10 protein-coding genes are annotated in these 13,467 nt (G+C 36.5%); all 10 read left to right on the top strand.

Annotated features, from left to right (window positions below; all coding sequences use genetic code 11):
* Positions 1 to 9: 9 nt before the first annotated feature.
* Positions 10 to 1,368 carry a PTS fructose transporter subunit IIC gene (locus tag J2Z80_RS05495; RefSeq protein WP_209453492.1) on the top strand — a complete coding sequence of 453 codons (1,359 nt, stop codon included), beginning with the start codon at positions 10 to 12 and terminating at the stop codon, positions 1,366 to 1,368.
* A gap of 468 nt (positions 1,369 to 1,836) precedes the next feature.
* Positions 1,837 to 5,271 (top strand): S-layer homology domain-containing protein, encoded by a 3,435-nt coding sequence (locus tag J2Z80_RS05490; protein ID WP_209453491.1) that lies wholly within the window; start codon positions 1,837 to 1,839, stop codon positions 5,269 to 5,271.
* Between the two features lie 117 nt (positions 5,272 to 5,388).
* Complete coding sequence (locus tag J2Z80_RS05485; protein WP_209453490.1) at positions 5,389 to 5,712, top strand: DUF4258 domain-containing protein; 324 nt, start codon at positions 5,389 to 5,391, stop codon at positions 5,710 to 5,712.
* A complete protein-coding gene (locus J2Z80_RS05480; protein WP_209453489.1) occupies positions 5,705 to 5,938 on the top strand; it encodes a YgiT-type zinc finger protein in 234 nt (77 codons plus the stop codon). The genes J2Z80_RS05485 and J2Z80_RS05480 overlap by 8 nt, the downstream gene beginning before the upstream one ends.
* Positions 5,939 to 6,057: 119 nt before the next feature.
* Positions 6,058 to 6,309: a type II toxin-antitoxin system HicA family toxin gene (locus J2Z80_RS05475; RefSeq protein WP_045413137.1), complete on the top strand. Its 252-nt coding sequence runs from the start codon at positions 6,058 to 6,060 to the stop codon at positions 6,307 to 6,309.
* A gap of 30 nt (positions 6,310 to 6,339) precedes the next feature.
* Positions 6,340 to 6,825 (top strand): type II toxin-antitoxin system HicB family antitoxin, encoded by a 486-nt coding sequence (locus J2Z80_RS05470; RefSeq protein WP_209453488.1) that lies wholly within the window; start codon positions 6,340 to 6,342, stop codon positions 6,823 to 6,825.
* 4 nt (positions 6,826 to 6,829) lie between these two features.
* Positions 6,830 to 7,246 carry a hypothetical protein gene (locus J2Z80_RS05465; protein WP_209453487.1) on the top strand — a complete coding sequence of 139 codons (417 nt, stop codon included), beginning with the start codon at positions 6,830 to 6,832 and terminating at the stop codon, positions 7,244 to 7,246.
* Positions 7,247 to 7,768: 522 nt separating this feature from the next.
* Positions 7,769 to 9,517: an ABC transporter ATP-binding protein gene (locus J2Z80_RS05460; protein ID WP_209453486.1), complete on the top strand. Its 1,749-nt coding sequence runs from the start codon at positions 7,769 to 7,771 to the stop codon at positions 9,515 to 9,517.
* Between the two features lie 33 nt (positions 9,518 to 9,550).
* Positions 9,551 to 11,335, top strand: a complete 1,785-nt coding sequence (locus J2Z80_RS05455) for an ABC transporter ATP-binding protein (RefSeq protein ID WP_209453485.1) — start codon at positions 9,551 to 9,553, stop codon at positions 11,333 to 11,335.
* Positions 11,336 to 11,484: 149 nt separating this feature from the next.
* Complete coding sequence (locus J2Z80_RS05450) at positions 11,485 to 13,398, top strand: FAD-dependent oxidoreductase (RefSeq protein WP_209453484.1); 1,914 nt, start codon at positions 11,485 to 11,487, stop codon at positions 13,396 to 13,398.
* Positions 13,399 to 13,467: the final 69 nt, after the last annotated feature.

Raw genomic sequence — 13,467 nt, 5'->3', positions numbered from 1 at the left:
GGATTTTTGATGAAAAAGATTGTCGCCATTACTGCATGCCCTACAGGTATAGCCCATACCTATATGGCTGCAGAAAACTTAGAAATGGCAGGTAAAGAGCTTAATGTGGCTATAAAAGTGGAGACACAAGGGTCTATAGGGGCAGAAAATCAATTGACAGAAAACGACATAAATGAAGCGGATGCGGTCATAATTGCTGCTGCGACAAAAGTTGACAAGTCCCGCTTCGAAGGTAAACCTATACTGGAAGTTCCAGTTGAGGAAGCTATAAAAAATCCAAAAGAATTGATTGAAAAAGCATTGAAGATGGAAAAACCGAAAAATTACGTAGAAAAAGTGGAAAAGATTCATGAAGAAAGGGCCAGCCAAAGGACAGGTGCTTATAAGCATTTGATGACAGGCGTATCATATATGATTCCGTTTGTCGTTGCTGGTGGTATATCCATAGCACTTTCATTCCTATGGGGATACAAGGCATTTCAGGTGCCAGGGACATTGCCTGCTGCATTGATGCAAATTGGCAGCGGCTCTGCATTCGCACTTATGGTTCCAATACTTTCGGGATTTTTGGCTTATTCTATAGCAGATAGACCTGGACTTGTACCAGGTATGGTAGGTGGTATGTTAGCAGTATCAACTGGTGCAGGATTTTTAGGCGGTATCATATCTGGTTTTCTCGCTGGTTATACAGTCTACTACCTGAAAAAGACCATAAAGTTGCCTAAGACTATGGAGGGCTTAATGCCAGTTCTTATACTACCTGTATTATCGACGCTTATCGTAGGTCTTCTTATGATATACGTTGTTGGAACGCCTATGAAGACCATAATGACAGGACTTACAAATTGGCTTAAAGGCATGGGTTCAACAAATGCAGTCATATTTGGTGCACTACTAGGACTTATGATGGCATTTGATATGGGTGGACCTGTTAATAAGACAGCATATACATTCGCAACAGGTCTTTTGGCATCAAATGTATTTATGCCGATGGCAGCAGTAATGGCTGCAGGCATGACGCCACCTTTAGGATTAGCACTTGCTACAGTCCTTTTTAGAAATAGATTTACGCAAGAAGAAAGAGAGGCAGGCAAGGCTGCTTGGGTTTTAGGTGCTTCATTTATAACGGAAGGCGCTATCCCATTTGCAGCAGCAGATCCATTTAGAGTAATACCATCCATCATGGTAGGATCTGCAGTAACAGGCGCACTTTCCATGTTGTTCCATATAGAACTTAGAGCGCCACACGGCGGAATATTCGTAATACCTATCGCTGTATCAAACCCGCTTTTGTACATTCTTGCTATACTTGTCGGCATGGTCGTGACAGCCTTCATGATAGGGCTTTTGAAAAAGAAAGTATCGTGATTTATATAAAACATCGCTCCAGAATATGGGGCGATTTTTTTGTTGTTATTGACATTTATTGTGATAAGATATATAATAAATTACGAAGAAAGTGTTCACGTTAACAATTGTTTAGATATACTTACATAAGAAGCTAAATTGAAACGAATTAACCCAAAATATGTAAATCTAATGATTTTAACCTTATATTATTGATTATTCGTGGTATTATTTGTTGTTGTTTTTATGTTGATTTTTAAAACTTCTAAATCTTTGCATTTTTCACAAGAAATTTTGGCAACCAAAATTGTTAACGTGTGCATAAATTTAGCAGTCTTGTAATAGGCTTTACAAGCGTGTCTAAAAAACTTCTTTCGCACAAATTTGTTAACTGATGTAAATTTTAAAGATGGGAGGTGTAAAGGTTTATAAGTCTATTTGCAAGTTTAAAATGATTGAAGAACAAATAATGTTTTAGGAGGGAAAACAATGGGTATAGGAAAGAAACTTAATAGTTTTGTTTCGTTCTTATTGGCATTTTTGATGGTGTTTACAATGCCAATGAGTAAAGCATTTGCAGATACTACTTCTGCACCGGCAGCACCTTTGAATCTGCAAGTCTTATCAGGTTCTGTAACAGATACGGGTTTTACTCTTGTTTGGCATAAACCGGATAATTACAGTGATATTACCGATTACAAGATTACTGTAAGCGATAGTGTATATGAACAAGTGTACTATGCAAGTGAGAATCAAACAGTGGCAAGTTCATATATTAAGCAATTTTACGATAATAATGTTGGAGATTTAAAGGATGACAGTGGAAATATTGTGATGAGTGCATATAAGATTTCGATGCATTCATTTGTGCTTACGGGGCTTAAACCTGATACGCTGTATACGATTCAAGTACAATCTGTCGATGCTAATGGCAATGTATCAACACCAGTCATAATCACTCAAAGCACTGCGCCTTCAACACCGAGTGAAAACATCATAAATATAGAGTCAACAGGAGCTGTAGGTGATGGCGTGCTTGCGGACGATGTAAACGGAATACCGTCATCAGGTACTTTAAATACTGCAGCAATACAAAAGGCAATTGACGAATGTCCAGACGGTGGCGTTGTATTGGTGCCTGCAGGAAAGATATTTGTCACAGGACCTATACATCTTAAAAGCAATATGACACTTGATGTAGAAGGTACGCTTTTAGGTACCACAGATCCAGACCAATATCCAAATCCATACGATACTGATCCGAGTCAAGTAGGACAGAAGTCAGCGCCTCTTATTTCGACAGTCAGTACGGATGTATACGGCAATACGATACAATACCAAAATATCAGGGTTGTAGGACATGGTGTGATAAATGGCAATGGATGGGCACAAGTTTCTAGCAAAGATACCAGCGTGCCAATTGATGATCAGTTTGACCAATATCAAAAAGGAAATAGCAGCAATATATCGACTACTGCGAAAAACCACCTTGCCCTAAATCAGTTTAATAAATATTCATCGCAAGGTACCAAAAATGCTTATGCTACAAGGTCTAACTTGGTGGTATTTAACAATGTCAATGGACTTTACATCGGCGACGGGCTTACAGTGACTAATCCGTCTTTCCATACAATATCTGTCACGAATTCACAAAATGTAGTATTAAATCAATTGATAGCTTCAACTTATGACTGTAACAATGGCGATGGTATAGATTTTGGCAACAGTACAGGTCTAACAGTTGTAAATTCTGTATTCAATACAGGTGATGATGATGTCAACTTCGATGCAGGTGTTGGACTTTCTGGTGAACAAAATCCTCCGACGGGAGATGCATGGGTATTTGACAACTACTTTGGAAGAGGACATGGCGTAATAGCAATGGGCAGCCATACTGCAGCGTGGATCCAGAATATTTTAGCTGAGGACAATGTCATAAATGGAACTGCTATAGGGTTAAGAGGCAAATCACAAAGCGGCAATGGCGGCGGTGCAAGAAATATTACATTTAGAGATAGTGCTCTTGCAAACATAACAGATAATGACGGATCGCCATTTTTGCTAACAGATGGCTATTCAAGCGCATTGCCTACGGATACAAGCAATTGGGCTCCAGATGAACCGACATTCCATGACATTACGGTGGAAAATTGTACGGTAAATGGCTCTAAAAAGTACGCCATAATGTTCCAGGGTGCGCCGGATGGATTTGATTACAACATTACTTTCAACAATGTATTTTTTGGCGCTGGAACATATCAGACGAAGATCTACTATTTGAAAGACAGCACATTTAATAATGTAGTTTTCTATGGTTCTACTCCTAATTATGACGGCGATAAGACGACTCCTGTAAATCCATGGCATTTTGTTCATTCAACTAATATACAGTTTACGGGAAATACTACACAGCCGGAGATTCCGGAGTGGCCGTCAAATAGTACAGCTACGGTGTCGAATGTGACGTACGACAGTGCATCGATAACTTGGACAAGTGCAGTTTCCGGCACTTATACAGGATATCAGCTTGTAGGTGCAGACGGCACCATATTGGGAAAGGCTGATGGAAACACTACGACTTACGACCTTACGGGACTTAATCCAGATACTCAGTATACAATAACTGTTGAAGCAACGGATGATCAAAACAATACTATCTTTGGACCAATAGTTACATTTACTACTGCTAAGGCAAGTAATATCAGTGGAAACACTGGCGGCAGTACCGGCAATAGCGGCAGTAGCACAGGCAGTACAAATAATAACAGTGGAAGCAGCACAAATAATATAAGCAACAATAGTGGTGCTGTAAGCAATACAATAGGTGTAATAACAAAGAACGGTAACATTATTACATTGACGCTTGATGGGGGAAAAGCTAAAGACTTGATAGTAAATTCAAAAGACAAAAAAGTCGTATTTGACATAACCACAATAGGTGAAGGACAACAGAAAGTCGTACAGATATCAAAAGATATTTTAGATACAAGTGCTGCTAACGGCAAAGACATCGTCATAAAATCAGACAACGCATCTATAGTACTTGCGAAAGACGCACTTAACCAAGACCAGATACAAAACGGTGTCAATGTATCAATAAAAGACAATGGAAAGCCTAATGTTACAAATTATGTGCCGCTTTCTAATGTAGTAGACATAACGATAGGCAGTAGCAGTGGCAATGCAACATTGGCAAAACCAGTAGAAGTAACACTGAACATATCAAAAGCCAACGATCCAAGGAAAGTAGCAGTTTACTACTACAACCCAACGACAAATCGATGGGAATATGTAGGTGGTAAAGTAGACGCATCATCTGGAACAATAACATTTAATGCGACGCACTTCTCGCAATATGCGGCATTTGAGTACGACAAGACATTTAATGACATAAAAGATAATTGGGCGAAAGACGTAATAGAAGTATTAGCGTCAAGGCACATAGCAGAAGGGATGACAGACACCCAGTATGAACCAAACAAGACAGTGACGAGAGCAGAATTCACAGCAATGATATTGAGGCTTCTAAACATAAAAGAAGAAGCATACAGTGGAGAATTTAGCGATGTAAAGAGTGGAGACTGGTATGCAAACGCAATAGAGGCAGCATACAAAGCAGGCATAATAGAAGGTGACGGAAAATACATGAGGCCAAATGACAGCATAACAAGAGAAGAGATGACAGCAATAGCCATGAGGGCATACGAGATGCTGGCACAGTACAAAGAGGAAAACTTAGGTGCCACATCGTTTAGAGATGACAAATCCATAAGCGACTGGGCAAGAAACGTAGTAGCAAATGCAGCGAAATTAGGAATAGTAAATGGAGAGCCCAACAACGTATTTGCTCCTAAAGGCATAGCCACGAGAGCGGAAGCAGCAGCTATCATATACGGATTACTTGAAAAAAGCGGAAACATATAATCATTTCAACTGCCAACACTTCGCAAGAAGCTGTTGGCAGTTGGCTTTGTTAGTGGATAAATTAAAGCATAATTTAGTTGCTTGATATGATATAATTAAATTAAAGGTGATTTATATATGAATGATTTTGATATAAAAATGATCAAGAAGTTGATATTAAAAGGTCAATGGTTATTGAGTGAACATGCTTTAGATAAATTACTTGAGCGAAACTTAAGGATTGTTGACGTTTTAACTTCTATATTAAATGGAGAAATCTTAGAGGATTATCCTGATGATCCAAGGGGCCATAGCTGTCTTATATTAGGAAAGAAAGATGATAGATATGTACATACGGTTTGCGGTTTTCAAAATAAGAGTTTGGTTATAATAACTTCGTATATTCCAGAACCACCAAGATGGATTGATGAAAGAACAAGAGGAGGTAAATATCATGAATGACAGGTGTTTTAAGTGTGGTGGGAAATTAGAAAAGAAAGAGACGAGAATGGAAAAATGGGTAAATGATAAGCTTATTGTTATTGAGCATGTACCAGTATTGGAATGTGTAGAATGTGGTGAAAGGTATTTTGATGCAGATACATCACTAAAGCTTGATGAGTACTTTTATGAGAAAAAACCTGTAAAGACAATTGAAGTTCCAGTCTTTGAATATAAAGAGAACTGATCATTTTAAGAATTTTTTTATAAAAATGTTGAATTACTTAATCAAAAATGATATTATATATAGTATCAAGATGTATAAGATAATTTCGTTTTGGGAATGCTTATATATGGAGAATTTCAATGAGTCAAATAGAAAAACTCTTTGAAAAGATAGAGAATAATCCTAAGAATGTCAGGTATGAACAACTTGATAAAATTTTGAGGCATTTTGGTTTTGGTGTGCGAGAACCAAAAAGTGGTTCTAGTCATGTAACATATTTTCATCCTAAATTAGTGGATATATTGACAGTGCCTAAAGATAGACCTTTTGTCAAAGAGATCTATGTTAAAAAAGCTTTAAAGATGATTCAGGATATTAGATGTTATGATTAAATTGGTGTTGATTGGAGAGGTGTTAGAATAATGGCAAACGAATTAAATTATAAAATTGAACTTGTTAAACTTTCTGAAAAAGATGGTGGTGGCTATTTAGCCTATGTACCTAAATTGCCAGGTTGTATGAGTGATGGTGAGACTCCAGAAGAAGCTTTAAAAAACGTTCAAGACGCTATAAAATGCTGGGTAGAAACTGCAAAAGAATTAAACAGAGCAATTCCTGAATTTGATGAATATAAGGATGAAAATGATTATAGTGGGAAAATTCTTTTAAGAATGCCAAAAACTATGCATAAAATACTTTCTGAAATGGCCGAAAAAGAAGAAATAAGTTTAAATAATTTAATTCAGAATTTACTTTCGTTTGCTATTGGATATAAAAAAGGAGAAAAAAACGTGAATATAAATTATAATGTAGTAGTTACAAGTAAAATAAACAAAAAATCTAAAGATAAATGGCATGAGAGAATAAATTCAAATATTGATATAATAGAAAAATTAGCAATGAGGTGAAATTATGTCTAAGAAAAAAAAAGAAAGTATTATTGAAAAAATTGAAAACAACGAGATTATACTTAATAAAGTTGCTGGTGAAATAGTATCTAATACTATCCTTGAAAATGATGAGGATATTAAACCTGTAGAAGAATTTGAATATGAAATATTACATGTTGATGATAATTATGCTGAAATAAAATTAATAAGTCAAATAGGATTTGAACCAAAGACAATATTTAATATTGAAATTGAATTAATAGGAAAATTTAATTTCAAACAAACTATAACAATAAAAAAAATTGAAGAAAATATAATAGATATTTTGAATTTTATGGCGGATAAAATAAGTTTTATTGTTAGCTTTATTACTAATGAAATGTTAAAACAACCATATGTTTTACCGCCAATTGTTAAATTAAAAAATAATAAAAACTAAAAAATTAAAAAAGCAGGCTTGATGTCTGCTTTTTTAATGCTTGTTAAGCTTTAGTACATCTATATCTTTTTGGACTCTTGTAAGACAATTATCGCAACATTATTAGTACTTTCAAATAGCCTCATACCATCTATATAAAGAAAGCTGATCATTTTAAGAATTTTTTACTAAAATCTGTTGCAATTGTTTTACCCTAAATGTTATAATATCTGTAGTTTCTCTTTGAAAGGAAAGATTGTGATGATTAAGGGTGTTCTTAAATAAGCCATAAATTTAAAATGGCAATTAAATCTGAAGCGTGACAGTTCTTGTTGATTTTTGCAGCCATAAATTTTTATGCCCATTTATAGGCTTTTTATTGTCATGCTTTATGATAGGTTTAAGAACACGGTCAATTATACTTTTTTTACTTTATATGCGAAAGGCGTTTTTGCCTAAATTATTGCATATAGATTAGTTTGCGCAAAAGACTGTATAAGACTATGTTCTTGTACAGTCTTTATTTTCTTAGGGGGGATATTTTTGAGGAGAGTTTTAAAATACGTCTTAAGGTACAAGTGGTACGTTATAATACCAACTATTGCCATGATACTTGCAATTGCTCTTGATATGTTTAATCCATATCTTCAGGAACTTATTACCGATAAGGTATTTATAGGCGGCGATAAAAGCTTATTATGGCCTATACTGTGGGGATTTATTGCAATTACGGTTTTAAGGGCTATATTTGGATATGTGAAGGAGTATATATTTGATGTACTTTCAGCAAAGATAAGTATAGATATAAAGAAAGATCTTTTCGATCACATACAAAGTCTTCCTTTCAGCTACTTTGACAGTATGAATACAGGGGAGCTTATGTCAAGGATAGGGGAAGACGTTGACAACGTGTGGAGAAGTGTTTCTTTTGGCATAAGGATGTTTATTGAAAACATGATATATTTTATAACAGCATCAGTGATACTTTTCCTTATAAACTGGAAGCTTACAATAGTAAGCCTTCTGGGAATGCCTATCATTGGCTATCTTGCACTGCAGTTTGAAAAGAAGATCGGCATATCTTACGGAAAGTTAAGCGACCAAGGAGTGCTTATGAATACGGCAGCACAGGAAAATATAGCAGGTGTAAGGCTTGTGAAGGCATTTGCGAGAGAAAAGTATGAGATCATGAAATTTTTAAACCTCAATAATGAGAATTTTGAGCTTAGTATGGAGCAAAACAGGATAGTTGCTAAGTATTTTCCGCCTATAGATTTTTTGACGAATTTTTCTATAGTCATACTGGTGGTTTTTGGCGGCATACTCGTTGTAAAAAATTCATTGTCTATTGGTGAATTAGTGGCTTTTAGTGGATACATCTACATGCTTATATGGCCCATGAGGATGCTAGGATTTTTGACAAACTTAATAGCTCAAGCTGATGCATCAGCAAAGAAGATAATGAAGATAATGGATGTGGTGCCGTCTATAAGGGACAGCGATGAATCAATAAGGATAAAAAACTTAAAAGGTGATGTGGAGTTTAGAAACGTATCATTTAAATATAATGATGAATTGGTTTTAAAGAATATTAATTTTAAAGTTGATGCAGGAAAGACAGTTGCTATAATGGGTACAACTGGCTCTGGCAAGTCATCGCTGGTAAATCTCATCGGCAGGTATTATGATGTATCGGAAGGTGCTGTCTATATCGATGGATATGATGTAAGACACATAAACCTTCATGATTTGAGAAGCCAGATGGCTGTAGTGCAGCAGGATACATTTTTGTTTTCTGAAAGCATTGAAGAAAACGTAAGGTTTGGAAAGGAAAATGCGACATTTGAAGAAGTGAAAGAAGCTTTGAGACTTGCCTGTGCGGATGATTTTGTAGAAGATTTTGACGACAAGTACGATACGATAGTAGGTGAAAGGGGCATAGGACTGTCAGGTGGCCAAAAGCAAAGGATATCAATTGCGAGAGCCCTTATAAGGGATGCAAAGATATTGATACTTGATGATGCCACATCTGCACTGGATATGGATACAGAATTTAGACTTTTAAAGAATTTAAGCGAAAGGCGGAAAAATGCTACGACGTTTATCATTGCCCATAGAATATCGGCGGTTAAAAATGCAGATATGATACTTTACATGGAGGATGGCCGAATCGTTGAAAGAGGTACACATGAGGAACTTCTTCAAAAAAGAGGAAGATATTACGAGATTTACTTAGAACAGTTTAAAGATTTCAGTGATGAAGAGTACAGTATTCCAGATGTTTGCAGCTAAAATATTTGTCGTACGATGAAGGGAGGCACGAAGATGGCTAAAAATATGGTAAAGCAGGATGAAGATTTGAGGCGCATGTCAAATTTCGTCATATTAAGAAGGCTTTTTAGTTACCTTACGAAACATAAATTTAGAGTATTTCTTGTAATAATGCTTTTGATTTTTGAGATGATTGTAAGTCTTATAAATCCAGTTCTTATGAAAACGGCCATCGACAAAAATATAAAGAATGGCGATATTAATGGACTTCTTATAATCGGGCTTTTGATGGTATCGCTAAATTTCCTGGCTATGATGGCATCAAGGACAAGGATAGTTAAAATGGCTTCTGTCACAAATGACATACTTGTCAATATAAGGCATGAACTTTATAGCCACATACAAAAACTTTCGTTTTCGTTTTTTGACTCAAGGCCAGTTGGTAAAATCTTGGCAAGGGTTATAGGTGATGTTAATTCACTGCAGGATCTTTTTAACAACAGTGTTACAAACTTTATTCCACAGATTTTGACTGTAATATGTGTTGGTGCCATGATGTTTTATTTAAACAGCAAATTGGCGCTGGCATCTATGACACTGCTTCCATTGCTTGTGATTGGGCTTTTTTCAATAGAGACTTTATCAAGAAGAAGATGGCAAGAATTTAGAAGGAAGAGGTCTACGTTTAATGCTTACACTCACGAAGATTTTTCAGGGATAAAAGTTGTACAGGAGTTTGCTAATGAAGAAAAGACGTCATCTATATTTTTCAAGCTTGTAAAAGACATGATGGGAAGTTTTGTCCATGCTGTAAAATTAAACGATCTGTTTTGGCCTATGGTTGATGCATCTTACGGTCTTGGTGCGGTTATATTGTATTATTTCAGTGCAAAACTTATTGGAAGTGGACTTACGATAGGAACAATAATAGCATTTACGATGTATATAGGTATGTTTTGGAGGCCTATACTTGATATAAGCAATTTTTACAATAGCTTAGTTATGTCTTTTGCGTCTGCAGAGAGAATATTTGAGATAATGGACATTAAGCCAGATATTGTAGACATGAAAAATGCTATTAAAATGCCTAGGATAAAGGGAACAGTGGAATTTAAAAATGTTACATTCAGCTATGACGATGGAAACGTGGTTTTAGACAATGTTAGCTTCAAGGTAAACCCGGGTGAAACTGTAGCACTTGTAGGTCCTACAGGTGCAGGCAAGACGACAATTGTCAATTTAATCAGTCGTTTTTACGATCCGTCTAAAGGAGCTGTCTTGATAGATGGCAAAGACATAAAACATGTGGAGCTGGAGTCTTTGAGAAGCCAGATGGGCATAATGTTGCAGGATACGTTTCTGTTTTCAGCTACAATAAAGGAAAACATAAAGTACGGAAAGCTGGATGCAACAGACGAGGAAATCATAGCAGCTGCAAAAGCGGTAAATGCCCATGAATTCATAATGAGGATGGAAAAAGGCTATGATACAGAGGTAAACGAGAGAGGGTCAAGGCTTTCTGTGGGACAGAGGCAGCTAATATCATTTGCAAGAGCACTTTTGGCAAATCCCCGCATATTGATTCTGGATGAAGCTACATCTAACATAGACACTCAGACGGAAAGGCTTGTGCAAAAAGGCATAAAGAGGCTTCTTTCAGGTAGGACGTCCTTTGTCATAGCTCACAGGCTGTCAACTATAAGGGATGCTGATAGGATAATGGTGGTAGATGGGGGCAGAATCGTAGAGGTAGGGACGCATGATGAGCTTATGAATCTTAGAGGCCTTTATTATGACCTCTACATGTCCCAGTACAGATTTTTGAGCGAAGGAGCTTAAATAAAAATATATATTCGGCAATGGATATAAATTTCATCCATTGTCTTTTTTTAGATGTATTTGAATACAGACTTTTATAAAAATTTATATTCAAAAACAACATAATCATGATATAATCAACATATGAGGAATATGTTGAGGTGATTTTTTTGCCTAAGAAGTATTTTATAATTATTATTTTGCTTTTTATTGTATCTGTATCAATAATTACAGCAGTAGGCGGCTACTTTTATGTAGAGAAGTATAAAAAAGCACCCCAAAAGACAACATCAAAGGTCATAGAAGAAAAGCAGAATCTTCCTAAGCCAATTAAGCTTAATCTACCTGATGATGGCAACCAATATGATGTTATCGTTGTGGGAGCGGAACCAGAAGGTGTTGCTGCTGCAAGGTCTGCCGCAAAAAACGATGCTAAAGTCTTAATCATTGACAAGCACGATGGCCCTGGAGGCCTTATGACGTACGGCATGTTAAACACAATTGATATGAGCAAAGGCCCCGATGGCACATTGCTTACACAAGGTACATTCAAAGAGTTTTTTAAAGGCATAGGCTCCAAAAACTCCTTTGATGTAAAAAAGGCAAAAGAAGTATTCTCGAAGCTTTTAAACATTCCAAACATCACACAGTCGTACAACACTGTATTTGAAAAGCCTATAATGGATGGCAACAAGATAATAGGTATAACAGCATTAAAGGACGGAAAAGAAGTAAACTACTACGGCAAAAGGATAATCGACGCAACGCAGGATGCTTTAGTCGCAGCATCTGCAGGTGTGCCTTACACAATCGGTGCAGAAGACATGGGCGTAAAAGGCAAAGTACAAGCATCAACACTTATTTTCAGATTAAAAGGATTAGATTGGGACAACCTTATAAAAATAATAAAATACGAAAAGAAGATACCAGCAACGTATATAAATGACACATCAGCAAGTGGATTTTTATCAATCACGAAAAAGTACAAACCGTCGACGCCTATGATTAGGCTGAGAGGGCTTAATCTTGGCAGGCAAGACGATGGCACAGTATTAGTAAACGCTCTTTTGATATACGGCGTAGACGGACTTAACCAATCATCAATAGAAAAAGGAATGGAACTAGCAAAGAAAGAGCTTCCAAGGATAGTACAGTTCTTTAGAGAAAACATCCCTGGCTTTGAGAAAGCACAGCTTGACGGCACAGCAGATGAACTGTATATAAGAGAGACGAGGCACATAAAAGGATACTACACACTTGACATAAACGATGTCGTATTTAATAGGGACTTTTACGACAGGATAGCTATAGGCTCATATCCAGTAGATGTACAAGCAACATCACCGGAAGATGTTGGCTTTGTATACGGAAAACCTGTAGAGTATGCAGTGCCATTTAGGTGCATAGTGCCTGAGAAAGTAGAGAACCTGCTTGTAGTAGGGCGGTCAGCATCCTACAGCCACTTAGCAGCAGGCTCAGCCAGAACGATACCCATAGGCATGGCAGAAGGAGATGCGGCAGGTGTAGCGTCAGCCTACTCCATAGCCAAAGACAAATCATTTGAAGACATCGCAAAAAGCGAAGAAGATATAAAAAGCATACAGTCTATATTGGTAAGCCAGGGAGCATACCTTACACCGTTTAAAGCTGAAAACAGTGTAGAGAAAAGCTGGGCTTTTGACGGACTTAAATTTGTCCTTCACTGGGGGCTTATAGTACCTGGATACAACAATGATTACAAGCTTAATGAAAAATTAGCCAGTATGTCATTTTACTACATGACGTCTAAAATGATTGAAAGAGCTATTCCTAACAAAGTACAGCTTCTAAGTGGTAATTATCAGTATCTACAAAAATATATTATAGACAAACCATTAACAAAAGAAGAAGCAGCAGATATACTTTTGACATACGCAGGATTTAGAGATGAAATAAGTGGAAACAGTGGAAAGCTATTTAAATTGGCACATGAAAAAGGATTGATATCTGATGAATCATATAATGATATAGAGAAAAGTGGCACTGTAAAATGGCAGGATGCCTACGACATGACATTTTCTCTATACAAATTTTTAAGCAAGTGAAAATAATTGTTCAATCATGATACCTGGAAACAGGTATTTTTTTATACCCCATAAAAAATCATATTAATT

The organism is Thermoanaerobacterium butyriciformans (assembly GCF_017874545.1).
Taxonomy (GTDB): Bacteria; Bacillota; Thermoanaerobacteria; order Thermoanaerobacterales; family Thermoanaerobacteraceae; genus Thermoanaerobacterium; species Thermoanaerobacterium butyriciformans.
Note: the sequence above shows the minus strand (reverse complement) of the source record. Positions and strands in the feature narration are given on the sequence as shown.